The sequence below is a fragment of the Streptomyces sp. NBC_01314 genome (assembly GCF_041435215.1).
Lineage (GTDB): Bacteria > Actinomycetota > Actinomycetes > Streptomycetales > Streptomycetaceae > Streptomyces.
Window position 1 is genome coordinate 373,044 of the sequence record NZ_CP108394.1, and the last position, 23,411, is coordinate 396,454.

19 protein-coding genes and 7 pseudogenes are annotated in these 23,411 nt (G+C 67.8%); 11 read left to right on the forward strand and 15 right to left on the reverse strand.

What is annotated here, in order from left to right:
* Positions 1–127 precede the first annotated feature (127 nt).
* Together OG622_RS01600 and OG622_RS01605 are read left to right on the forward strand one after the other, a co-directional pair.
* Complete coding sequence (locus OG622_RS01600) at positions 128–2,152, forward strand: FAD-dependent oxidoreductase (RefSeq protein WP_371583980.1); 2,025 nt, start codon at positions 128–130, stop codon at positions 2,150–2,152.
* 102 nt (positions 2,153–2,254) lie between these two features.
* The gene (locus OG622_RS01605) at positions 2,255–3,979 is read left to right on the forward strand and encodes an acyl-CoA dehydrogenase (RefSeq protein WP_371572568.1); all 1,725 of its coding nucleotides are present in this window, start codon (positions 2,255–2,257) and stop codon (positions 3,977–3,979) included.
* On the opposite strand, the pseudogene OG622_RS01610 reads toward OG622_RS01605, so the two are convergent.
* The 8 genes and pseudogenes from OG622_RS01610 to OG622_RS01645 all read right to left on the reverse strand — a co-directional run.
* Positions 3,976–4,176, reverse strand: a pseudogene (locus tag OG622_RS01610) (IS630 family transposase); the annotation flags it as partial. The gene OG622_RS01605 and the pseudogene OG622_RS01610 sit on opposite strands and share 4 nt — an antisense overlap.
* Before the next feature lie 74 nt (positions 4,177–4,250).
* Positions 4,251–6,056 (reverse strand): reverse transcriptase domain-containing protein, encoded by a 1,806-nt coding sequence (locus tag OG622_RS01615; protein WP_371572569.1) that lies wholly within the window; start codon positions 6,054–6,056, stop codon positions 4,251–4,253.
* Positions 6,057–6,726: 670 nt separating this feature from the next.
* A pseudogene (locus OG622_RS01620) lies at positions 6,727–7,623 on the reverse strand (IS630 family transposase); the annotation flags it as partial.
* A 143-nt stretch (positions 7,624–7,766) separates the two neighbouring features.
* A complete protein-coding gene (locus OG622_RS01625) occupies positions 7,767–8,282 on the reverse strand; it encodes an aldo/keto reductase (RefSeq protein WP_371583981.1) in 516 nt (171 codons plus the stop codon).
* Positions 8,183–8,638: pseudogene (locus OG622_RS01630) on the reverse strand (aldo/keto reductase); the annotation flags it as partial. The gene OG622_RS01625 and the pseudogene OG622_RS01630, both read right to left, overlap by 100 nt.
* A gap of 160 nt (positions 8,639–8,798) precedes the next feature.
* A complete protein-coding gene (locus OG622_RS01635; RefSeq protein WP_371572572.1) occupies positions 8,799–9,797 on the reverse strand; it encodes an aldo/keto reductase family protein in 999 nt (332 codons plus the stop codon).
* Between the two features lie 52 nt (positions 9,798–9,849).
* Positions 9,850–10,872, reverse strand: coding sequence for an aldo/keto reductase (locus tag OG622_RS01640; RefSeq protein WP_371572574.1), 1,023 nt, complete (start codon positions 10,870–10,872; stop codon positions 9,850–9,852).
* A gap of 84 nt (positions 10,873–10,956) precedes the next feature.
* Entirely contained in the window at positions 10,957–12,210 is a 1,254-nt protein-coding gene (locus tag OG622_RS01645; protein WP_371572576.1) for an MFS transporter, read from the reverse strand.
* A 253-nt stretch (positions 12,211–12,463) separates the two neighbouring features.
* Between OG622_RS01645 and OG622_RS01650 the strand changes: the two genes are divergently transcribed.
* From OG622_RS01650 to OG622_RS01660, 3 genes and pseudogenes are all read left to right on the forward strand, one after another.
* A complete protein-coding gene (locus OG622_RS01650; protein ID WP_371572578.1) occupies positions 12,464–12,592 on the forward strand; it encodes a hypothetical protein in 129 nt (42 codons plus the stop codon).
* A gap of 47 nt (positions 12,593–12,639) precedes the next feature.
* Positions 12,640–12,789, forward strand: a pseudogene (locus OG622_RS01655) (ATP/GTP-binding protein); the annotation flags it as partial.
* Positions 12,790–13,036: 247 nt separating this feature from the next.
* A complete protein-coding gene (locus OG622_RS01660; protein WP_371572580.1) occupies positions 13,037–13,972 on the forward strand; it encodes an NADP-dependent oxidoreductase in 936 nt (311 codons plus the stop codon).
* 209 nt (positions 13,973–14,181) lie between these two features.
* On the opposite strand, the gene OG622_RS01665 is transcribed toward OG622_RS01660, so the two are convergent.
* The 4 genes from OG622_RS01665 to OG622_RS01680 form a co-directional block, all read right to left on the reverse strand.
* Entirely contained in the window at positions 14,182–14,580 is a 399-nt protein-coding gene (locus OG622_RS01665) for a MerR family transcriptional regulator (RefSeq protein WP_371572582.1), read from the reverse strand.
* Between the two features lie 205 nt (positions 14,581–14,785).
* A complete protein-coding gene (locus OG622_RS01670) occupies positions 14,786–15,790 on the reverse strand; it encodes a hypothetical protein (protein ID WP_371572583.1) in 1,005 nt (334 codons plus the stop codon).
* A 93-nt stretch (positions 15,791–15,883) separates the two neighbouring features.
* Entirely contained in the window at positions 15,884–16,594 is a 711-nt protein-coding gene (locus tag OG622_RS01675; protein WP_371572584.1) for an SDR family oxidoreductase, read from the reverse strand.
* Between the two features lie 465 nt (positions 16,595–17,059).
* Positions 17,060–17,689 (reverse strand): TetR/AcrR family transcriptional regulator, encoded by a 630-nt coding sequence (locus OG622_RS01680; protein ID WP_371572586.1) that lies wholly within the window; start codon positions 17,687–17,689, stop codon positions 17,060–17,062.
* 408 nt (positions 17,690–18,097) lie between these two features.
* Between OG622_RS01680 and OG622_RS01685 the strand changes: the two genes are divergently transcribed.
* The 3 genes and pseudogenes from OG622_RS01685 to OG622_RS01695 all read left to right on the forward strand — a co-directional run bounded on the left by OG622_RS01685 (position 18,098) and on the right by OG622_RS01695 (position 19,561).
* Positions 18,098–18,871 carry an SDR family NAD(P)-dependent oxidoreductase gene (locus OG622_RS01685; RefSeq protein WP_371572588.1) on the forward strand — a complete coding sequence of 258 codons (774 nt, stop codon included), beginning with the start codon at positions 18,098–18,100 and terminating at the stop codon, positions 18,869–18,871.
* 178 nt (positions 18,872–19,049) lie between these two features.
* Positions 19,050–19,234, forward strand: a pseudogene (locus OG622_RS01690) (hypothetical protein).
* Positions 19,235–19,267: 33 nt separating this feature from the next.
* On the forward strand, positions 19,268–19,561 hold the full coding sequence (locus OG622_RS01695) for a Dabb family protein (protein WP_371572590.1): 294 nt from the start codon (positions 19,268–19,270) through the stop codon (positions 19,559–19,561).
* A 125-nt stretch (positions 19,562–19,686) separates the two neighbouring features.
* Here the strand turns inward: OG622_RS01695 and OG622_RS01700 are convergent, their stop codons facing one another.
* Both OG622_RS01700 and OG622_RS01705 read right to left on the reverse strand, forming a co-directional pair.
* Complete coding sequence (locus OG622_RS01700; RefSeq protein ID WP_371572592.1) at positions 19,687–20,091, reverse strand: hypothetical protein; 405 nt, start codon at positions 20,089–20,091, stop codon at positions 19,687–19,689.
* Entirely contained in the window at positions 20,088–20,942 is an 855-nt protein-coding gene (locus OG622_RS01705; RefSeq protein ID WP_319270049.1) for an IS5 family transposase, read from the reverse strand. Before OG622_RS01705 ends, OG622_RS01700 begins: the two co-directional genes overlap by 4 nt.
* Here OG622_RS01705 and OG622_RS01710 point away from each other — a divergent pair.
* Both OG622_RS01710 and OG622_RS01715 read left to right on the forward strand, forming a co-directional pair.
* Positions 20,921–21,204 (forward strand): annotated as a pseudogene (locus OG622_RS01710) (sigma factor); the annotation flags it as partial. The gene OG622_RS01705 and the pseudogene OG622_RS01710 sit on opposite strands and share 22 nt — an antisense overlap.
* Positions 21,204–21,536 (forward strand): annotated as a pseudogene (locus OG622_RS01715) (transposase); the annotation flags it as partial. The pseudogenes OG622_RS01710 and OG622_RS01715, both read left to right, overlap by 1 nt.
* 119 nt (positions 21,537–21,655) lie before the next feature.
* Here the strand turns inward: OG622_RS01715 and OG622_RS01720 are convergent.
* Positions 21,656–22,171, reverse strand: coding sequence for a MarR family winged helix-turn-helix transcriptional regulator (locus tag OG622_RS01720; protein ID WP_371572595.1), 516 nt, complete (start codon positions 22,169–22,171; stop codon positions 21,656–21,658).
* A 136-nt stretch (positions 22,172–22,307) separates the two neighbouring features.
* Between OG622_RS01720 and OG622_RS01725 the strand changes: the two genes are divergently transcribed.
* Positions 22,308–22,658 carry a DoxX family protein gene (locus OG622_RS01725; protein ID WP_371572597.1) on the forward strand — a complete coding sequence of 117 codons (351 nt, stop codon included), beginning with the start codon at positions 22,308–22,310 and terminating at the stop codon, positions 22,656–22,658.
* Positions 22,659–23,411 lie beyond the last annotated feature (753 nt).

Here is a 23,411-nt window from a genome sequence, read left to right on the forward strand (position 1 = left end):
CCGTCATGGTGCGGCCTCTGTCGGCGGCGACCGCCCTCGCTGCGGCCATGGGCGCCCAGTTTTCTCAGATCCAGGCCGAAGCGATCGCCGGTCTCCACAGCACGACACCCGCCCGAGAGTGAGCACCGTGAACCCGTACCCGCACTTGCTGGAACCCCTCGACCTGGGCCACACGACGCTGCGCAACCGCGTCGTCATGGGGTCGATGCACACCGGCATGGAGGACCGCGCCAAGCATCTGCCCGAACTCGCGGCCTACTTCGCCGAGCGCGCGAAGGGTGGCGTCGCCCTGGCGGTGACCGGTGGCTATGCACCGAACTGGCACGGCTGGCTGCTCCCGTTCGGAGCGCAGATGACGTCGAGGCGGTCTGCCGACAAGCACCGCATCGTGACCGACGCGGTGCACGAGCACGACGGCAAGATCGTGATGCAGATCCTCCACGCTGGGCGTTACGCCTACCATCCGTTCAAGCGGGCGGCGTCGGACATCAAATCGCCCATCACTCCGTTCCGGGCCCCCAAGGCGATGTCGACCAGGGAAGTCGACCGGACCATCGACGACTTCGCCGCCTCGGCGGTCCTCGCCCGCCGCGCGGGCTACGACGGCGTCGAGATCATGGGGTCCGAGGGCTACCTGATCAATCAGATGCTGACCGCGCGCACCAACAACCGCACGGACCGCTGGGGCGGCGGCGCCACCAACCGGATGCGCTTCCCGGTCGAGATCGTCGAGCGAGTCCGCGAGGCTGTCGGCGACGACTTCATCGTGATGTACCGGATGAGCCTGCTCGACCTGGTCGACGACGCGCAGAACTGGGAAGAGACCGTCGAGCTGGCCCACAGAATCGAGGCCGCCGGCGTCTCGCTCATCAACACCGGCATCGGCTGGCACGAGGCCCGGATCCCCACGATCGTGACGTCCGTGCCCCGCGCGGCGTTCGCGTGGGTCACGGCCAAACTCAAGGCCGAGGTCACGGTTCCTGTCGTCGCATCCAACCGGATCAACACTCCCGAGGTCGCCGAGAAGATCATCGCCTTGGGCCAGGCCGACATGGTCTCGATGGCCCGGCCGCTGCTGGCCGACCCGTTCTTCGTCCAGAAGGCAGGCGATGGGCGTGCCGACCAGATCAATACCTGCATTGCTTGTAATCAAGCGTGTCTCGACCACGGCTTCGTCAACAAGCGCGTGAGCTGTCTGGTCAACCCCCGCGCGGGTCACGAGACCACGCTGGTCCTGTCGCCGACTCGGGCCATCAAGCGGGTCGCCGTCGTCGGCGCAGGTCCAGCCGGTCTCGCCGCCGCGACCGAGTTGTCCGGGCGCGGCCACACCGTCGAGCTCTTCGAAGCGCGCGATGAAATCGGCGGACAGTTCCGACTCGCCATGGAAATACCCGGCAAGGAGGAGTTCCGCGAAACGATTCGCTACTTCTCGCGCCGGATGGAGATCAACGGGGTGAAAGTCCACCTCGGCGTCCGCGCGAGCGTCGACGACCTGACCGACTTCGACGAGATTGTCGTCGCGACGGGCGTCGAGCCGCGCGTGCCGACCATCCCAGGCGTCGACCACCCATCGGTCGTCGGCTACCAGGACGTCCTTCGTGGCACCGCCACCGTCGGGGAACGGGTCGCGGTGCTGGGTGCAGGCGGCATCGGCTTCGATGTGTCGGAGTTCCTGCTGCACGACGTCGGTGAGTCGGTGCAGCACTGGAACCAGCGCTGGGGAGTGACAGACCCGTCCCTGGAGCGCGGTGGCCTGACAACGAAGGTCAAGGCGCCGCCCCGCCGGCAGGTCACACTGCTCCAGCGCAAGACAACCGAGCTCGGCAAGGGCTTGGGCAGGACGACCGGCTGGGTCCACCGCCAGACACTCAAGGACTCCGGCGTCGAGATGGTCAAGGGTGTGACCTACGACCGGATCGACGACGACGGCCTGCACATCACGGTCGCCGTCGGCGACGACACCACCGAGTCACGGGTACTCGACGTCGACACGATCATCCTGTGCACGGGCCAGGAGTCGGTCCGCGACCTGATCGAACCGCTCGAAGCGCTGGGCCGCCCGGCCCACGTCATCGGCGGCGCCGACGTCGCCGCCGAGCTCGACGCCAAGCGAGCCATCCGCCAGGCCACCGAGCTCGCCGCCCGGCTCTGACCCCGGCCCGCGGTTCACCACCGTCCCTGAACAAACCTCCCCAACGGTGCGGCGCTGTGCCGAACCGCCCCTGTCCACGCGTCGAGAACGGTGAGAACCGCCATGAGCTACAACCCACCGATCAATGAGTACGAGTTCTTCCTGCGCCGCGTCATGAACGGCGCCGAGCACCTGGCGGACGTGACCAACGGCGAATACGACATCGACGACGTCGTGGCCATTCTGTGGCCGGCCGCCAAACTGGCCGCCGAGGTCCTGCAGGACACCAACGTCTCCGGCGACCGGGTCGCAGCGCGCATCGAGAACGGGCAGGTCATCACCGCACCCGGCATGCGCGAGGCCTACGCGAAGTTCATCGGGGCGGGCTGGAGCAGCGTAGGCGCACCGGTCCAAGCCGGCGGCGCTCCCCGAATCGTCTCGGCAGCTCTCACCGAACTGTGGAGCGCTGCGAACCCTGCATTCGCCATGTGCAGCGGACTGACCCAAGGCGCCGTCGCCGCAATCTCCTGGTCCGGCACACCCGAACAGAAATCCGTCTACCTCGAGCCGATGGCCGAAGGCCGCTGGACCGGCACGATGAACCTGACGGAGCCCCAGGCCGGCACAGACCTCGCCGCAATCCGCACCCTCGCTCGACCGCAGGACGATCAGACATGGCGTGTGAGCGGCCAGAAGATCTACATCTCCTGGGGCGACCACGACCTGACCGAGAACATCGTGCACCTCGTGCTCGCTCGAACGCCGGACGCACCGGCAGGGCTACGGGGACTGTCACTGTTCATCGTCCCCAAATTCCTTCCCGACGCCGACGGCCGCCCGGGCCACGCGAACGGGGTCACCCCCATCGCACTCGAGCACAAGATGGGCATCAAAGGCAGCCCGACCTGCGTCCTGCAGTACGAGGACGCAACCGGCTTTCTCCTGGGGGAGCTGAACCAGGGGCTCCCGGCGATGTTCGTGATGATGAACCTCAGCCGCCTCGGCGCCGGCATCTGGGCCCTCGGCATCGCCGACCGCGCCCACCAGGCGGCTCAGCACTACGCCCACCATCGTGTCCAGGGCAGGGTCCTGGACGAGCCCGAAGGCACACCCATCGCCCGCCACCCCGACGTAGCGCGCCTGTTGTCCTCGTCGGCCGGCATCATCACCGCCATGCGTGGGCTGATGCTGCAAACCAGCATCCACCTCGACCGAGCATTCGCCGGCGACGCCGAGAGCTTCGAGCTCACCGACTTCCTCACCCCCGTCGTGAAGGGCTGGATAACCGAGGAAGCCATCGGGATCACCTCCGACGCCGTCCAGGTCCACGGCGGCGCCGGCTACATCGAGGACACCGGCGTCGCCCAGTACTACCGCGACGTCCGCATCGCTGCAATCTACGAAGGCACCACCGCGATCCAGGCCAACGACTTCCTCGGCCGCAAGATCCTGCGAGATCGAGCCGGCACCGCCTCCCGCGTGCTCGACATGATCGAGACCGATGTTCGGCATCTGGCCGAAGCCGAGCACCCGGTAGCCGTCGCAACGGCCGAGCGAATGACGCGGTCCCTCGCCTCGATTCGAGACGTCACCGCCCTTCTGCTGGACCACGCAGCCGAGGGCCGCCGACGTGACGCCTACGCCGGCGGCGTCCCCTATCTCAAGATGTGGGGCCTGGTCCTCGGAGGCTGGATCCACGTCCGAACACTCCAGGCCGTCCTCGACACCCGCGACGGCATCTCCGACCAGAGCCACCGCCGGATATCCGAAGCCAACGCCTACGGCGCTCACCACCTCAGCCGCGTCGCGGCGCACGCGCAGTCCGCGAGCGCAGGAGAAACCGGCTAGTGTCCTGAGTCTTTGATTCGGTTCAGATATCCGGCGAGGCGTTCGAAGATCTCGTCGGCGGTCTTCGTCCAGACGAAAGGTCGGGGATCTTCGTTCCAGGTGGCGATCCAGGAGCGGATGTCTTTCTCCAGGGCCTGCACGTTCTTGTGGACGCCGCGCCGTATCTGCTTGTCCGTCAGCAGGCCGAACCAGCGCTCGTCGGGTAGGACCGCTGCATTGCTGCAGCGGTCCCCCCTCAGAACCGGCCGTGCCCGATTTCCAGGCAACCGGCTCAAGCAAGCTCTATGGCTCGCGGGCTGGTCAGAAGTGCTGGCGACTTGCCGATGCCGGTGGTCAGCCGACGGTGGCAGTGGGTGTGGATCAGACGTGGGGCGGCGGATTTGTCCGGCTTGCCGTTGCCCGCATCAGCGATGATCGCGTGTTTCCGGATCGCCGTGCGGGTGACCTTGAGCCACTGTTCCCACTGGTCGGGAGTTTGCGGCTCGTGGTCGGCGTGCAGCAACAGCCCTCCGCAGACTGGACATCGGCCGTCCTGCTTCTGCAATAGATGCAGGGTGCCTTTGCCCAGCGGGAGTTTGCCGCGGCGACGCCGCTTGGCCCAGAAGTCGACCAGGGTGGGATCGTCGGTCGACGCCGTTCCTGGCACCATCCGGTGCCGGACGATCGGCGTCCAGGCGAACTTGTAGAGGTAGAAACCGCTGGTGCGGTCCCCGAACACCCACCTGTCATACCTGAACGGGTTGAACATGCCGAAGTACCGGTCGGTCACCCAGCGCTTCGACTTGTTCGCGTGAGAGAACTTGGCCCACTTGTAGACCAGCCTCCACACGTAGGCGTCCAGCGAGTTGAACGCCCGCTTGGACACCCCGATCCGGTAGTAGGCGGCCCAGCCCTTGATGATCGGGTTGAGCTTGGCGATCACCGCGTCGGCGTTGGCCCCTCGCAGGGCCAGCATCTCGGCGGCGAGCCGTTCCCGGATCCGCCACAGGGCCGCGTTGCTCGGCTTGGTCAGCAACTTGCCGCGATAGCGTCGGATGTTGAACCCCAGGAAGTCGCAGCCCTCATCGAGGTGGACAACGCGCGTCTTGTCCTCGTTGAAAGCCAGTCCCCGGGGCGCGAGCCACGCGGCGAGCCGTGCCTTGACCTCCTCGGCTTGTTCCTGCGAGTGGCACAGGGCGAGGAGGTCGTCGGCGTAGACGACCAGAACCGGTGAGTCACGCGCCAAAATCGCGGCATCGCTGCCGAGAGTCTGGTAGCGGACTCCAGCGGCCTTTCCCATTCCATGCAAAGCGATATTCAACAACGCGGGACTGATCACCCCGCCCTGAGGAGTTCCTTCCAACGTGGGGGCGAACCAACCTTTCTCGACCACGCCCGCCTTCAGCCATCCGGCGATCATTCCCCTTCCGGGAAACGAACCCAGCGACGTGAGCAGATTATCGTGGTCGATCCGGTCGAATGCCGCTTTCAAGTCGGCGTCGAGCACCCACAGGCGCTTGGCGGTCTTGCCGCACGCCGTCGTGTGGATGGCCACAATCGCGTCATGACAGCCACGGCCGGGACGGAAGCCGTAGACCTTCGGTTCCAGCCGTGCCTCCCACTCGGGCTCCAGCGCATTCAGTGCCAGAGCTTGGAGGCATCTGTCAGCGATCACGGGAATTCCGAGCGGGCGCTGTTTTCCATTCGCCTTGGCGATATACACCCGCTTGACGGGCTTGGGTTTCCACGGGGCCGCGCCATGCTGGACCCAGTCGGCCAGCTCGGCCTTTTCCTGGGGCGGCAGGACGACTTTCCCGTCAACCCCCGCCGTCTTGCGGCCAGCGTTGACCTCCGTGACCCGCCGCACACTCACGAGTGCGTTGGCGCGGGAGCGGAGCATCAGCTTCTGCAGATTCCTGACCTTGGCCAGGTCTCCTGCCTGCGATGCCGTGAAGATGCGCTGCCGCAGACGCCGTACGTCGTCCTCGACCCTCCGCCAGTCGATCGACGGCCAGTCGGTGATCTCGCCCTCCGGTCCGTTCGCTATGCCGACGGCGGTCGCTGCGGCTTGCGCCGTCCCGGCCGCGTGTGTCGTCATGACGTCCAACTTTTCCTTCGGTTCCGGTGTCTTCGGTCTTCGTGCCTTCACAAGCTCACCAGACCCACGTCAGCACCCTTTCAGGTCGGGGTATCGGCCCCTATCCGGCCAGTTATGCGGGAACCGCCGACGGAGGTGTCGGCATGTGGTTCCCGGTTTCCTGCTGCCTTTCGGCCACCGGCATTCGCTTGCTGGGTCTTCCTGCGCCCGCTGGAGATTTGGGCCTTACTTGCGGTTGGCTTACCAGGCCAGAAACTTATTGCCTGGACTCCATCGGGGTTGTCACGTTCCGCATGAGAGAGGTGCTGCCGGGGAGGGTGCCCTCTGCACCCCGGGGACGGCGGTGCACTCCCGACCGGTCAGATATCTCCGGTCGGCGCCTGCCACTTTTCAATGGCCAGTCCCTATCTCCCGCTGAAACAACCCATCGGCGAGAGTGCTCATGACGAGGCATCATCAAGGGTTCATTCGCATTCACCCGTCCGGCATTTCCCGGCCTGTAATCCCCGGATGGAACGGGAATCCTTGGACCTTTCCTCAGGCTTCGCACCCCGCGATCACTCGCGACGCACGCTGAGGCGGGAACGAGCCCTGTGCACTGGCTCGGGTCTACACCTTCGACATCGTCGAACCTCCTTGGTGATTCCCACTCTTCTCAAGCGACTTCGTGTCGCACGACCTGGTTGAGCCAGGAGGCGCTGGTCGGCGTGAAGTGCATATGGAACCGGGGGTGGGCCAGCAGCCACTTCTGGATCGCGGGGGTCTTGTGAGTGGCGTAGTTGTCGCAGATCAGGTGGACATCGAGGTGCTCGGGCACCTCCTTGTCGAGCTTGGCCAGGAACTTCTTGAACTCCACCGCGCGGTGCCGGCGGTGGATGGAGGAGATGACCTCGCCGGTCGCAGCGTTCAGCGCGGCGAACAGGGCCGTCACCCCACCGCGCACATAGTCGTGGGTGCGGCGCTCGGGCATGCCGGGCATCATCGGCAGTACCGGCGCGGACCGGTCCAGCGCCTGGATCTGCGACTTCTCGTCCACGCACAGCACGATCGCCCGCTCCGGCGGGTCCAGGTACAGACCGACGACGTCGCGGACCTTCTCGATGAACTGCGGGTCCTTGGACAGCTTGAAGGTGTCCACCAGGTGCGGCTTGAGGCCGAAGGTCCGCCAGATCCTGGAGACCGTGGACTGCGACAAGCCGCTGGCCTCGGCCATCTCCCGCGTCGACCAGTGCGTGGCGTTCTTCGGGGTGGACTCCAGCGTGCGCACCACGACCTCCTCGACCTTCTCGTCGCTCACCGTGCGCGGCGGCCCTGGCCGCGGCTCGTCCGACAGGCCCTGAAGCCGATCGGACGCGAACCGCTTGCGCCACTTGGCCACCGTCACCGGGTGCACCCCAAGCTCCGTACCCACGACGGTATTTGAGCCACCCTGGGCGCAGGCCAGAACGATCCGGCACCGCAACGCCAAAGCCTGCGACGACGTCGCCCGCCGCGACCAGCGCAGCAACGTATCCCGCTCGTCGTCTGTCAGGACCACCTCGACCGTCGGCCGACCCATACGCGCCATGAGCCCAGCCTACTTCTTCAGTGAATCAAAGACTCAGGACACTAGGGCCTGTACGGTCTTAGGCTCTGTCTCGTAGTCGGCCGACTACGGAACAGAGCCTAATTCATGACACTCCCGCCGTGACGCGGACCGGACCGGTGCGGCTATGCGTGACCGAGAGGTGCGTCGCTTCCGCCGTCGATGAGGTTCGTCTGGGCTTTGCTGCCGTGGAAGTCGCGGGAGCGCTGCGCGATGCCGAAGCCGCCGTAGGGGTAGCCGCCGTGCTGGGGTGCGCTGACGGTGTTGAGGGGGACGGTGGTGTCGGCGTCGAGGTGTAGTTCGGCCGCACCGAGGTTCTCGGTGCGGTGGGTGAGGGTGCGGGCGCCGACGATGGGAGCGGCGACGGAGGGCTGGTCGGCTGCCCAGGCCAGGGCGACCTGGCTGGGTGTCGCGCCGATCTCGTGGGCGGTGCCGATGACCGTGCCGATGGTGTGCCAGTTGCGGTCAAAGGCGGCGTACTCGGCGGAGACCCACTGGTAGAGCTTGTCGTCGGAGCCGGCGCGGGTGTCGGGGGCGGGGTGGTGTCGCGCTGGTACTTGCCGGTGAGGAAGCCGCCGGCGAGCGGGGACCAGGGCAGCAGGGAGACGTGGTTGTGCAGTGCGGCGGGGATGACTTTGTATTCGCTCTCCTGGGAGAGCAGGCTGTACTGCTGCTGGAGTGTCACGGGCATGTGGGTGCCCATCTGCTGCGCGGTGGAGAGGGTGAGCTGGAGCTGCCAGCCGGTGAAGTTGGACAGCCCCACATAGGTGATCTTCCCCGCGTGGACGGCGTCGTCGAGGAAGGGCAGCGTCTCCTCGATCGGCGTCAGGGGGTCCCAGGCGTGGATCTGGTACAGGTCGGCATGGCCGCGGCGTCCGAGGCGGTGCAGGGAGGCGTCCAGTGATCGGCGCAGTTGTCGGCGGGTGGAGCCGAGGCTGTTGACGTCGGTGCCGGTGCCGTAGCGGCCCTTGGTGGCCAGGACGACGCGGTCGGTCACGTCGCTGGGTCTGGTCTTCGGGGATCTGGAAGACGCCAAAGCCGAGAATCGGCATCTGCACGCCGTTGTTGAGGGAAACCTGGGGGATCTTGCTGGTCATGGCGGAGACCTTCGCTTTCTGACTGTGGTGGGGGGCGTCGGCCGGGCAGCAGCCGTCTGCTCAGCGGTGCTTGACGCCAGCCTGAGCGGAAGGGGCGAGGGTGGGTTCGGTAACGGGGACGTCGCCGAGGGCCTGGTCAACGGCCGCCAGCAGGTCGTCCGACAGCTTCACGCCGGAGGCGGCGGCGTTGGCGTGGACCTGTTCGGGGCGGGAGGCGCCGGTGATGGCGGAGGCGACTTCACCCTGGCGCAGGACCCAGGCCAGCGCCAGGATGGGCATGCTCATCCCGGCCTGCTCGGCGATGGGCGCGAGGCGCTGGACCGCCTCCAGGATGGCGTCGCTGTAGACGAGGTCCTTCGACACCGCCATCGTCTCGCTGGCGAACCGGCTGCCTTCGGGGACAGGCTGTCCGGGCTTGTACTTGCCGGTCAGGACGCCCTGGGCGAGGGGGGACCAGACGATCTGGGAGATGCCGTCCGCGGCACACAGGCCGAACACCTCGGCCTCGGGGGCCTGCCAGAGCATGGAGTACTGCGGCTGGGAGGAGACGAACAGGTCGGGGCCGACGATGTCGATCGCGGCCTGGATCTGCTCGGGGGTCCACTCGCTGAAGCCGAGGTAGCGAGCCTTGCCCTGCTGGACGACCTTCTGGAACGCCTCGATGGTGTCCTCGATGGGCACGGACGGGTCGAAGCGGTGCGCCTGGTACAGGTCGACGTAGTCGGTCTTCAGGCGCGTGAGGGAGGCGTCGATCTGCCGGGCGATCTGGGCGGGAGACAGGCCCTTGTCGGCCGGGTCGTCCGACATCGGGCCCCAGACCTTGGTGGCCAGGATGTAGGAGTCGCGGGGGTGGGCCGAGAGGATCTCACCCCAGGCCGTCTCGGCAGCTCCCTGTCCGTAGACATTGGCGGTGTCGAAGAAGTTGATTCCGGCGTCGAAGGCCGCTTCGGTGCAGGCATGGGTCGCGTCGGCCTCGATGCCGCCAGCGTAGGTAAGCCACGAGCCGAGGGAGATCTCCGAGACCTGAAGGTCCGAGCTGCCGAGTGTGCGGTACCGCATGGATGCTTGCTCCTTGCTGGTTCGATGTTCCGTGTTCCGTGTAAGTCCCTGGTCAGCGTCGGCGGGCCACCGGTTCCAGGGCGGGGTTGGCGAAGCTGCTGTCGGCCGGGTTGATGACCGTGCCGGGGGTGACGATGGCGTCGATGCGGTCCAGGACCGCGGGGTCCAGGACCACGTCGGCCGCAGGCAGTTGCGTATCCAGATGCTGGAGCGTGCGCGGGCCGATGAGGACCGAGACGACCGAGGGATGGTTGAGCGCGAACGCGATGGCCATCTCGATCAGCGTCATTCCGTTGTCCTCGGCCAGGTGGGCGAGGGCTTCGGCCGCCTCCAGCTTTCGCTGGTTGACCGGCAGGGACATGTCGAAGCGGTCGGCGAGGCGCTGCCGGGCCGGGGACGGGGTGGGCAGGTCGGCGTCCTGGCGCCAGCGGCCCGAGAGCCAGCCACCGGCGAGCGGACTGTAGGTGATCACTCCCATGCCGTGCCGGGCCGCGGTGGGCAGGACGTCGGCCTCGATGCCTCGCACGAGCATGGAGTACGGGGCCTGTTCGCACACGAACCGCTCCAGGCGCCTGTCGTGGGCGGCCCACTGGGCTTCGACGATCTGGCTGCCCGGGAAGGTGGAGGAGCCGAGGTAGCGGACCTTGCCCTGGCGTACCAGGTCCGTCAGGGCGCCCAAGGTCTCTTCGATGTCCGTGTCGGGTGAGGGCCGGTGCACCTGGTAGAGGTCGATGTAGTCGGTTCCCAGCCGGCGCAGCGAGTCCTCGACGGCCCGCATGATCCAGCGTCGGGAGTTGCCGCGCTGGTTGGGGTCGTCCCCCATGAGGTTGTGGAACTTGGTGGCCAGGACGATGTCGTCCCGGCGGCCTTTGATCGCCTGTCCGACGATCTCCTCGGACTCGCCGTGGGAGTAGACGTCGGCGGTGTCGATGAAGTTGATGCCGGCGTCCAGGGCGCGGTGGATGGTCCGGGTGGCCTCGTCGTGGTCGGGGTTGCCCCACGGGCCGAACATCATCGCGCCCAGGCACATCTTGCTGACGGACAGGCCGGTCCGGCCCAGCAGACGGTGCTCCATGGTGATCTCCAACTGTCTTGTACGGCTTGCTCGGATCGAGGTGTCGGATGCCGGACGGGGAGGGCCCGGCTTCCCCGTGCGGTGTCAGCTTCGCGCTGCTTCCGTCTTGCGGTGGGAGGCGGCCAGCAGGCCCAGCGGCAGCAGGGCCGCGAGAGCGAAGGCGAAGCCGGTCAGCGACGGGCCTTTAAGGCCCAGGCTGGAGGTCAGGGCGATGCCGCCGAGCCAGGAACCGGTGGCGATGCCGACCTGGAAGGCGGACGTGGCCAGGGCCATGGGCAGGGACCGGCCAGCTCCGGCGATGCGGACGACCTCACCGACGACGATGGGGTTGTTGGCGAAGCCGGCTGCGCCGAGCAGTACGACCAGGACCACGGCCACGACGCTGTTGGTCGCCCACAGGGTGATGGCACCCAGGATCGCGGCCGTGACTGCGGTGGCCGGGATGAGCGTGGTGTAGGGCCGGCGGTCGCCGAGGCGTCCGCCGACCGTGGTGCCGGCCAGGGCGCCGATGCCGAAGCCGAGCATCGCCAGCGGTACCACGGCACTCGCGAGGTGGGCCCGCTCGGTCAGCAGCGGGGCGACGTAGCTGTAGGCACCCATGATGCCGGCCTGGATGAGCGCGATGGCCAGGTAGACCAGCCACAGGCGCGGATGCTTGAGCGCGGCCGTCTCCGAGCGCAGAGATGTGCCGGCGCGTGTGGTGTCGGCGGGCAGCTGGCGGGCCACCACCACGGCGGCGGCCACGGCGAGAGCGGCGAGCATCCAGAAGGGGGCCTGCCAGCCGCCCAGCTGGCCGGCTGCCGTACCGAGCGGGACGCCGACGATATTGGCGAGGGTGATGCCGCCGACCATCACACCCGTGGCACGGGTGCTGGCGGCCGGTCCCGCGGCGGCGGTCGCCACCACCGCGCCCACGGCCCAGAAGGTGCCATTGCCCAGCGCGGCGGCGACCCGGCCGACGAGCGCGAGCCCCAGGCTGGAGCTGAGCGCGCTGACGACGTGACCCGCGGCGAAGACCAGCAGCGCGGCGACCAGGGCCGAGCGACGCGGCAGGCGCCGGGTTGCAATCGACATCACGGGCGCGCCGATCATCATGCCGACGGCGAAGGCGCTGATCAGCGTCCCGGCGCTGGAGACGCTGACACCGAGGGCGCCGGAAATCTCCGGCAGCAGGCCGGAGACGACGAACTCGCTGGTGCCCATGATGAAGGTGATGGCACCCAGCAGCCACACCACCGGCGGCAGCTTGACCTTCCCGGCAGGCGCTGCCGTGCCGCCGTCACCCGTGAGGGGTGCGGCGGCCGAGGGATCCGGCTTCGTGGACGAGGGGGAACTCACTGACGATCCTTTCAAGAGAGCCGGGGCGGGCCCCGGTCATCCGGAGGCGTTCCGGCAAAGCGGCATGCGCGCCGTAGGTGGTGCGGGCGGAGCACTTCTGGCCCGCCGCATTCCACGAAACCAGCAGTCGAGACCGGCAGACAGTCACGCTTGTGAGGGGTAACAGCAGAGACCCCCTCATGCCGAGAACGTGAGCGTGTACACGGCGAATCGGGGTAACGGCCGCGGCACGGGAGGTGGGCCGTCTTTGCCGATGCTCGCGCAGCTGGTCAGCACCGACGCACGCCGGGCGGAGCAGATCGAGCCGGACCGCGACGGTGACGCCTCCTGCTACCTGCACGAGGCCGCCGCCCTGATCACGACAACGCCGGGCAACGCCTGAACCGGGCTGCCCGCCCGTCACCCGCAAGGAGATACCCAAGGACCTCGGTGCTGTACCCGGGCCTGCTCGAGAACGGGCTGATCGTGCCGATCTTGCTGATCGGAGCCTCCGGCGCGGGCAAGTCGACGCTGGCCCGCGCTTGGCCGGCCTCGCAGGTGCTCTCGCTCGATGATCTGCGAGGCGTCGTGGGTGACGACTTCCCTGTCCAGTCCTGCGTGGCGTCCCTGCCCCCGCTCTACGCGACCGAGGGCTTGGACCATGGAGGAGAACCAGCTCGGCGTGCTCGGCCTCATGCCGAACGCCGCCCGACTTGCACCTGACGTTGGCGTCAGGTTTTAGCGTGGCTGCTGTTGGCGCTCCGCGGTTCCCTGTGGACCTCGCCTCCCTACGTCAACGATCTTCCGCGTCTGCTGTGAGCAGGTGCGACCGACAGCAGGAGTACTCATGCGCGCAGTTGTTTACCGTTCGCTCGGCGGCCCGGACGTCGTCGAGGTCGCCGAAGTCGAAAAGCCTGTTCCGGGCTTGAGCGAGATTCGCATCAAGGTCCAGGCGGCCGCACTCAATCCGACCGATGTGGCGGCCTGGAGCGGGGGCTTCTTCCCCGCTCCGCCGGAGGGGGTCGCCTATGGCCTCGGCTGGGATGTCGCCGGCACTGTCGACGCCGTCGGCCCGGGGACCCACTGGAAGCCCGGGCAGAGCGTCATCGCGTTCAGCCACGGCTTGCCCCTGGGGCTGAACCGGGGCCAGGCCGAGTACATCGTGGTTCCTTCCCAGGCCATCGCCGCGGCGCCCGCCGGTGTCGACCCCGTCCACGCCGCCACCATCCCCCTCAACGGCCTGACCGCCGCCCAGTCCGTCGAGCTGCTCGGCATCCAGGCGGGCCAGACCGTGCTCATCACCGGGGCGGAGGGGGCGGTCGGCGGCTACGCGGTGCAGCTGGCCAAGCGCCGGGGAGCCGTGGTCATCGCGACCGACCTGTCGCCCGAGGGCGAGTTCGCGACCAAGGTGGCAGGGGCCGACGTGTACGTGCCGGCGTCGCAGCCGCTCGTCGAGACCGTCCGCAAGGTGCGCCCCGAAGGAGTCGACGCCGTTCTGGACACGGCCAGGCTGGGGCAGACCGCCATCGGGGCGGTGGCGGACGGCGGCAGGTTCGTGACCACACGGCTCGACGCCCTGCCCCAGACCGAGCGGGGCATCCGGGTCCTCCTGACGCAGGTCGGCCCGGACGGAGCGACGCTTTCGACGCTGTCCGATCTGGCCGCGGCCGGAGACCTGGCGTTGCGTGTGGCCGCGACCTACCCGCTGCAGGAGGCCTCGAAGGCTTACGCGCGCATGGTCAAGGGCGGGCTCCAGGGGCGTGTCGTCCTCACCATGGAGTGAGCACGCACCCTCTCGTACTCCTGTGACGCGACCGGCCGGGGCGCTCTGCGCCGTGGCCGGTCGCACCGTCCGGCGACCGTGCGGCAGCGGAAGGGGCACCGGCTCGTACGACCCTGCGGCCACGGTGAGGTCCGTCGCTGAATCGGCCTGCCGCACACTGCTGGTGACCAGTGTGCGGCAGGCCGATTCAGGTGGTCCTGGGTACCGATTCAGGCGGTGCCGGCGGTAGCGCCGCCGCGTACGGGGTGGCTGTGGTGCGGGTGGCTGGGGTCTGTCGCCACCGCGATGATCTCGTCGAGGCGGGCGCGCACTGCTGTCAGGTCGCCGATCTGGCGGTCGATGCGGGCCCGTTCGGTGATGAGACTGTCGCTGAACCCGACGGGCGATTCGCCCTCGTTCATGCACCGGGGCAGGACCTCGCGGACGAGCCTGCTCGACAGGCCGGCGGCGTACAACTGCTGGATCATCCTGACCCGGGCGACCGCGCCCTCCGGGTACTGCCGCTGCCCGCCGCCGGTGCGCGTGGCGCCGAGCAGTTTCTGCTCTTCGTAGTAACGCAGCGCCCGAACGCTGACCCCCGCCTGTTCGGCGACCTCTCCGATCCGCATCGCTCCTGCTTTCCGATTGAGCGTCGCGTCAGAGTTGTATCTGACGTTAGTGGGAGGTTTCAGCGTAGCTGACGTCGACATCACGGGCCTTTCATCTCGTCCGGCAGCAGCGGGCCAGATCACGGTGAATCAGGCGGACACATGCCGGCCTGGCGTATGGCATCCGCGGACGCCACGCGCCACGTCGGCGGCCGGAAAGGGAGGGTCAGTGGCGGGGCAGGAGGGTGCGCAGGCGTGCGGTGTGCTCGTCGATGGCCTGGGGGCCGTTGCTGGTGAGCAGGCGGACGCCTTCCTCCCAGATGACCTTGATGGCGGTCGGGTTGGTGGTCGTCTGTACCTGGTAGCCGGCGTTCCTGAGGGCTTCGTCGATGAAGTAGCCCATCCGTACCTTCTTGCCGGGGATCTTGAGGTAGCCGTTGCTGAGGACGAAGAGTTCGGCGGACTTGGCCACCGTGGTCACGCGGACGCCGTTGAAGGCGTGTTCGGGGTCGTTGACGACGGTGCCGTCGGGGCTCACCCGGTACTTGGCCGAGGCCATGGCGATGGGGGCGTGGCAGATCAGTGAGATCAGCACCTGGTTCTCCCGCAGGGTGTGCAGGAGTTCACCGAGCCAGGGGTTGTCGACGAAGTCGACCATGGGAGCGTGGCCGCCCGGCATGTGCACGAAGTCGAAGGCGCCCAGGTCGAAGGCGTCCTCGGGGTCACGGTGTCTGTGCACGAGCTGCTCGACGGACGGGAAGGTGTGCTCCGGCAGGTCCTGCATCGACTTGATCAGGTCGTCCCGCAGCACCACCACTTCCTTGTCGCTGCCCGGCAGCGCCTCGGAAACGGGCAGTCGGCCCAGGTAGCGGCGAGAGAGGGCGAGTTCGGCGTCACGGCGGGCGACAAGTTCCGGCCGCTTGGCGCGGAAGGTGTCGACATCGAAGCGGAACGCCTGTGCCGCGGTGGCCGAGACCGTTGCGGAGCTGAACTTGTCCGCGGCGTGCATCGACAGGGCCAGGCCGTTGATCTCGAGCTGCGGGACGATCCCGCCGGGGGTGGCGAAGGTGAAGTCGTACTCGTCGCCGAATTCCTTGAGGATCTGCGCCAGCTCGACCAGGTAGAACCCGGTGGATACGCCGGGGTGGCCTGCCGGTTCGATAAGCGGCAGAAGAGCAGCCGATGGGATGACGATCAGTGCCTTGGGCTTGGACGAGGTGGGGGTGTTCATGGCGGGGCCTTCTTTTCGCTGTGCGAGCTGGGGGAATGGAGGGCGCGCTCCTCGGTTGCGGACCGTCGCGCCGTGGGGAGCGATCCCTGGATGTCAGGCGGCGGTCGTGGCCGGTGTGTAGATCACGGCGGGATCCAGGGCCAGGTCAGCCTTGGCCCGCGCGGACAGCGCGTCGGCGATGACCTCGGACTTCTCGGCCTCCACCCCGTCGAGCGCGGCCCTGACGACGTCGGCCGGATCGTTCTTCTCGAACAGCTGACCTTTAGCCATGTCGGTGTCGGTGGGTCCCATGTACACGCCGGTGACCAGAGTGTTCTGGCCGGCCAGTTCGAGGCGGACGCTGTTGGTCAGGCTCCAGGCGGCGGCCTTGGCCGCACTGTAGGCACCCCAGTGCTCGGAAGGGACCCAGGACGCCACCGACAGGACGTTGACGATCGCCCCGCCGCCACCCGCCTCCAGGATCGGGGCGAAGGCCCGGATCATGCGCAACGGGCCGTAGTAGGCGGTGTCCATCTCCAGTTCGATCTGGTCCAGATCCCCGTTGACCAGGCTATTGATGGTGATGATCCCGGCGTTGTTGACCAGCAGCGTCACGTCCGAGGCGGCTTCCGCCACGGCGGCGACGGAGGCCGGGTCAGTGATGTCGAGCCGAAGCACCTCCGCTCCGGGCAGATCAACGCTCTCGGGGTTGCGTGCGGTGGCGTACACCTTGGACGCTCCCCGCTCCAGCAGCTGGGTGACGAAGTGGCGGCCGAGGCCGCGGCTCGCACCCGTGACGAGAGCGACGGAGTTGGCGATGTCCATGGGAGTGGTCCTTCACGTAGGTATGCATCGTCGGAAGCGCCCTGATGGGCCCGACAACAGCCACGCTAGAACCTCACGCTAACGTCAGGTGCAAGTTTTTTCAGGGTGAGACCTCCACGAGGAGACAGATGCCGCTGCCTCACGGTGATCCCCGCGCCGTCGGGCGGGCGGGCGGCGGCCGACCAGCAGCAGCGGGCCGGAGTCTGGCCGGGTGGCTTCAAAGCCTGGCCTGGGGTGCGGGATTCGGAATGCTTGTCCGCCCCCGGCCTGCGGTGACTTCCGTGCGGCACGGACGCGACGGCGGCGCGGGGCGTGTAGAGCTGGGCGAAGGTGGTTTCCTCCCAGCCGCATGTCCGTCGATCCCCCGCTGCCCAGCGTCTCCTCCAGCCCTTCGCGCTGTCGACTGCGGTCTTGATCGTCGTTCGCGGGCGATTCTTCTCGAGGCTCGCGAGCCGCAGGATCACCTCATGTTGTGGCATGCCGGGCGTCGGTGGGGTGGTGGGTGACGAGGAGTTGCCAGGTCAGTTCGGCCATCTCGTTCGGTGTGCGGGGGCTGTCGCGTTGGAGCCAGTCGGTGGCCACGCCGAGGAGTGCCCCGGCGGTGAATGCGGCGGGTACGTCGTGGGGGGTGTCGGTCGTCGAGACGCTGTCCGGCGCAGCGCCGGCGTTGAGGCGCACCGTGACGTGGACGCTGGCGCAGATTCGGCTGCGGATGTGGTCGATGACGCGGGCGCTGCCCTGCGGTCCCAGGAGGCTGCGGTAGAGGCCGGCGTGTTCGGCGAGGTTCTGGAAGAACGCGACGAGTGAGCGGGCGGGTTCCGCATCCGGGGCCGCCAGCGCGGGGTCGAGGGCGGGGAGGGACTCGATGAGGGTGTCGATCGTCGCGGTGCAGGCGGCCTCGGCCAGTTCGTGCACGTCCCGGTAGTGGTCGTAGAAGGTCGTGCGGTTCACCCCGGCCTGTTCCGCCACGTCCGCGACGCTGATCTGCCCCAGGTCCTGCTCCTCGACGAGCTTGATCAGCGCTCCCTGCAGGGCCGCGTGAGTACGCCGTACGCGGCGGTCGCCTGCCGGCGCGTTCCGTCGAGACGTGGTCATGGCCCACACTCTACCTAACCAACAAGTGTTGGTTTTCCAACTAGTGTCGGATACTGTGTTGTCTGAAGTGGACGTTCCGGTCGAATGACGAACCCCCATGAAGCTCACCGTGGACGAAACCAAGTGCGTGGGCGCCGGGCAGTGCGCCCTGATCGCCCCGACGTCTTTGATCACCGGGAAGAGGGAGACATCGTCGTACTGCTGACCGAGGCCCCCGGGGGCCTGGAGGAGGCAGCCCTTGGTACCGCAGGACTGATCTGCCCCGCCGGGTTCCACCCGCAAGGGGCTGAGAGCGCGGACGACGGTCCCCAGTTCGAGATGACGGGTCGACATCAGACCCGCACATCCCCCACGAGGCGTTACCAGCAGACGATCGCTGCGGCGCCGGAACAGACAAGGAGTAGTGCAATGCAGGGACTCAACGGAAAGCGCATCGTCGTCGCCGGAGGTGCCTCCGGGATCGGCGCGGCCACCGCCGAGCGGCTCGCGGCCGAGGGCGCGGCGGTGGTGGTCGGTGACGTCGACATCGACGCGGCCGAGGCCACCGCCAAGCGCATCACCAGTACGGGCGCAACGGCTTTCGCTGTCGAGTTCGACCTCGCCGATGAGCGTTCGGTACGTGCACTCGTCGACACCGCCGTCTCCCGACTCGGCGGAGTCGACGGCCTCTACAACGTCGCCGCCGACGTCTCGGCGGAGACCCTGGGCCGTGACGGCGACCTGCTCGACATGGACCCGGCCGTATGGCGGCGCACCCTGGAAGTGAACCTGATCGGCTTCGCGCTCACCAGCCGCGCGGTCCTTCCCCTGCTGCTCGAACAAGGCGGTGGTGCCATCGTCAACACCTCCTCCCTCGCGGCGCACGTGGGCGACCACCAGCGCGCGGCGTACCAGACGAGCAAGGCGGGGATCAACGCACTCACCCGGCACATCGCCTCCCGCTGGGGCAAGCAGGGCATCCGCTGCAACTGCGTGTCTCCCGGAGTCGTCCTGACCGAATCCGCGCAGAAGATGGCTCTGAGCCCGGAGGCGCTGGAGTTCACCCGCATGACGCTTCCCAGCACCCGCTTCGGCAAGCCGGAAGACCTGGCCGGCACAGTGGCCTTCCTCCTGTCCGACGACGGCGAGTGGATCAACGGGCAGGTCTGGTCGGTCAACGGCGGCGCGATGCTCCGCGAGTAGCGACCACGAAGCCCTGCGAGCCCTTGGGCCTGCTCGCGGTTTTGATCGTGAGGTTGAGACAGGTCTTGGCCCCGTCGACGAGGGTGCCGGCGCAGGCGCGGTCGGGTACAAGTAGTTGCGCTCGAAGTCCGCGCAGCCTGCGGTCGCCGTCTCCAGGCCGCCCGCTCGTGTCGACCAGGTGGGCCGCAAAGACGGCGCGGCCCTCAGCCTCCAACGCGTCCAGCTCGTGGTCTTCGTGCTGTACGTGATGTCACGGACCCGGGAAACGCCGCCAGCTACGTCCAGACAGGGTTCGAGGGCATCTCGAACCCGGCTCAGTCCGTCGGCAACTTCTTCACCTGGCTCGCTGACCAGGCTGAGTAGCCCCCCACCCCTTACGCCCCTCCTGGAGCTCATATGATCCGCCACCTGATCCTCTTCAAGCTCAACGAGGGCGTCGAGCGCAATGACCCGCGGGTCATGAAGGGTGTGGACGCCCTCCGCGCGCTCGACGGCAGCATCAAGGAGATCCGTTCCTGCGAGCTCGGCTGGAACTTCACCGACCGCCCCATCGCCTACGACTTCGCGGCCAACTTCGCGTTCGACGACGTGGACGCGCTGCACACGTACTTCGAGCACCCGGACCACCAGGCGGGCGTGGCGCTGTGGCGCGAGATCGCCACGTGGATCATCGCCGACTACGAATTCTGATCCGCCGAACTCTCGAAGGGTACGGCCGCGCATCCCCGCCCCGCACTCGCACGGTGCAGGGCTTTTTTGCACCCGCTGCGCCTCCTGTCTTGAACTCTCGCGCAACATGGCGGTATCAGAGGGCGTTAAGTCCGTTTCTGATAGCGGCCGCGTCCGGTTTGTTCGAGGAGTCCTTGGCGGACGAGTCGTCCCAGGCGGGAGCGGGTGACGTTGATCGAGGGCTCGTCGGTGGGCAGGCCGAGGTGTTCGTGCAGATCGTGGACGCGGAACACCTTCCCGGGGTGCTCGTTGAACGTGGTCACGATGCGCTGGTAGACGGTGGCGGTGGCGGTCTCCGCGGGGGCTGTTGCGTGGTCGGGAGGGGTGAGGCCGTCGATGACCTTGCGGGTGGCGGCGAGCTCGGCCAGGCGGGCTTCGGTCTCGGCGAGGGCGGTGGTGAGCCGCTCGATCTGCTCGCGCAGGTGGTCGGCGCGGGCTGCGGTGTCATCGTGTTCGGTCTGCAGCAGCCGCAGGAGTTCGTGGACGTTCACGCGGCCAGATCCACGTCGTCCCGCCAGGTGGGGGCAGGGGTGGTGAGGCGGCGGAGCATGCCGGCGGTGGAGGCCCAGTAGACGCGGGAGGCCGCGTTGTCGGGTCGGTGGTCGTAGTCGCGGGCGAGGCGCCGGTGCAGCATGAGGGTGCCGTTGGCCTGTTCGACCACCCACCGCTTCGGCTGCGGGACGAAGCCCTTGCCTTCGTCGTCGGGGTTGCGTCGGACCACCTCGACGGTGATGTCCTTCACCGCCCCGTGGATGATCACGGCGTCTTTGAAACCCTGGTCGGCCAGGACTTTTTCCAGGCGCGTCCCGCATCGTTCGGCCGCCTGGTCCAGCAGGGCGATGCCGGCCTCGTTGTCGTGCGCGCTCGCGGCGAGGATCACCACGCCGATGATCAGGCCCAGCACGTCGACGGCGAGTCCCCGCTTCCTGCCGGGCGTTTTCTTGTGCGCGTCCAGTCCCGTCGTCTCCTTCGGCACCCCGGCCGCCACGCGGACGGACTGGGTGTCGATGATCACCAGGGACGGGTCCTCTAATCGTCTGGACCGCTCCCGCACCTGGCAGCGCAGGATCTCCTGGATCCGCTGGTCAAGGCCGTCCTGGCGCCACAGGGTGAAGTAGTAGAACACCGCCGACCAGGCCGGGAGGTCATGTGGCAGGAGCCGCCACTGACAGCCCGTCCGGTTCTGGTAGAGCAGCGCGTTCACGACCTCGCGCAGGTCGCAGGAACCTGGGGCCCCGGTCGCCGACCGGGCCACCCGCTCCTGCTTCCACGCGGTGACCAGCGGCTCGATCAGCGCCCACTGCTCGTCGGACAAGTCGGTTGCGTACGGCATCCGTTCCATGCCCGCGACTCCATCATGCACACGACATGACACGAGGGAGGAACCACCCCATCACCCACGAACGGGTGACACCATATCACCAGGAACGGGACTTAACGCCCTCTCAGGTCGGGACCATCGGGCTGATCAAGGCCATCGGCCGGTTCGATCCGGACCGGGCGTGCAGTTCCCGACGTTCGCGATGCCGACCGTCATTGGCGAGATCAAGCGGTACTTCCGCGACAACGTCCGCACGGTCCACGTCCCGCGCCGGCTGCACGACCAACGGGCCACGGAGCGGCAGCCACGAGGGACGCACTGATCGAGACCGTGAAGCACCTCTCGCGGCATCTGCGGCGATTCCTCGCCTGGGACCAGGGCGGTGAGGTGGCCGCTCACCGGGCGTTCACCGTAGCCACGGACATCCCTGTCTACTTCTGGACCCAGCAGCCCTGGCAGCGCGGATCGAACGAGAACACCAACGGCCTGCTATGGCAGTACGTCCGCAAGGGGACCGATCTCAACGTCCACACCCGTGAGCACCTGGACGCCGTCGCCGTAACACTCGGCTGGGAAACCCCAGCCGAGTGCCTGTCTGATCTGCTCGCGGCCTGATCAACCGACCACGTGTTGCGTCGATCCCTGGAATTCGCCCATCGCCTGCGAGAACGGGGTGCCGAGCGTGAAGCGCTCCGCACCCCGGCACGTTCATGTATTCAGCAGTCCGTGGTCGGCTAGGCGTCGCAGGCGCCGTCGTAGGTGGTGCGGACACGGGCCAGGAGTGAGTGCAGGGTGTCGCGCTCCTGCGGGGTGAGGTCGGCGAAGAGCTCGTCCTCGACGCGGCCGATGGCGGCGTCGAGCTTGGTAACGGCGGCCGTGCCCGCTTCGGTGATCTCGACGATGTGACGGCGGCGGTCGGCCGGATCACGGCGCCGTCGTACCAGATCGCGGTCCTCCAGCGCGTTGAGGAGAGCGACCAGGACGCTGGGGTCTACGCGCAGCCGGGCACCGAGGTCGCGCTGGCCGAGCTGACCGCCGTCGAGGTACATCAGCACGACGGCTTGGCGGGGCGTGACCTCGGAGGCGGTGAGTGCCTCACGGATCCAGGTGTCGGTGGCTCCACCATGCCGCGCCAGGAGCAGGGCGAGGCGGGAGTCGGGACCGCCGGATTCGGGGGTGTCGTCGCTGATGGGGGAGCTGACGGGAGCGCTGGTGGCGGGGGCGGTGCCCTCGGATCGTTCGCTGGCCATGGTCCGACCGTAGCAAGCAAGGAAACAATCGGTTGCAGTCAATCATTGAAGCACTTACATTATTTTCCGCCACTCATCGCTTGCCGCCCTCTATTCCCGGACCGGTCGGCGGTCCCCTCTCCCTCCGGAGTTCTCCGTGTTTATCGCCTATGTCGTCCTCGCTGTCGTGGTGTCCCTGCTGCTGGTCTTCTCTGCCGTTCCCGACATCACCCGCGATCCGAAGATCACAGAGCCGCTCAAGGCGCTCGGGGTGCCCGACAGCTGGTTCTTGCCGCTCGGCCTGGTCAAGATCGCGGGCGCTCTGGGGCTGCTGGCCGGCATCGTCTTCCGACCGTTGGGCATCGCGGCGGCGATCGGTGTCGTCCTGTACTTCCTGGGCGCCGTGATCACGCACGTCCGTGGAGGCGACGCGAAGGGGAGCGGCATCCCGGCCGCCATCATGCTCGTTGCCGTGGCGCCGCTGGTGCTGGGGTTCGCGAGTCTCTGATCCTGCTCCACGAGCGCGATCGGACCAGCTCACGATCACACGGCGCAGCCACTGTCAGACGCCTGCCTCCAGCGCCGGGGCTGGAGACAAGTCGCTCCGGGACGGCTGGCGCCGGCAGTGTCCGGGACGGCCCACGCCGGACGCCCCGGACACTGCCCAGCCTCGGGCTTGCGGGCGGCTGCCGCGCGCAGTCCGGGTCGGGTCGCCAGCAGTGCCCAGGTGGCCGACCATCGGCTTCAGGGGACCGATCGGCACAGATGCCCCGGCCAAGTCATGCCTCGCCCGGCCCCGCATGAGACATGACGTCCAGATGAGGAGACCGTTGGTGGCAGGACCATGAGATGGCGGAGGCGTCCGCCGGCTCATGCCGCCGCGGCGAGCGAAGAGAGGTGGACGAGGGTGTGACGCGGACGGCTGCGTGCGGCGGTCGGTAGCGGAGTCCTTCCGGTCGGCGGCAGCCCTGTGCCACTGCCGCTGCAGGTTGCGTGGAGAAGGGCGCCGGTGGAGAAGACGCGGAAGGGAAGCCTCCCGGGCCGGTGACCTCGCAGCAGCGGAGCGGTCGTCGCACCGGGCGCGTGCGCCTTGGCGACCTGCGCCCATGCGCACTCATGTGAGTAGGGAGAACAGATGCGCCGACGATCGCCTCGCTCGTCTCACGGACCTTGTATTTCTGCCAGCCCCTCACCGACGGGCGGTAGGCGTCGTCCAGCCTCTTGAAGACCACCCCCTCCATCCCAGCCGACGCCCACGTCA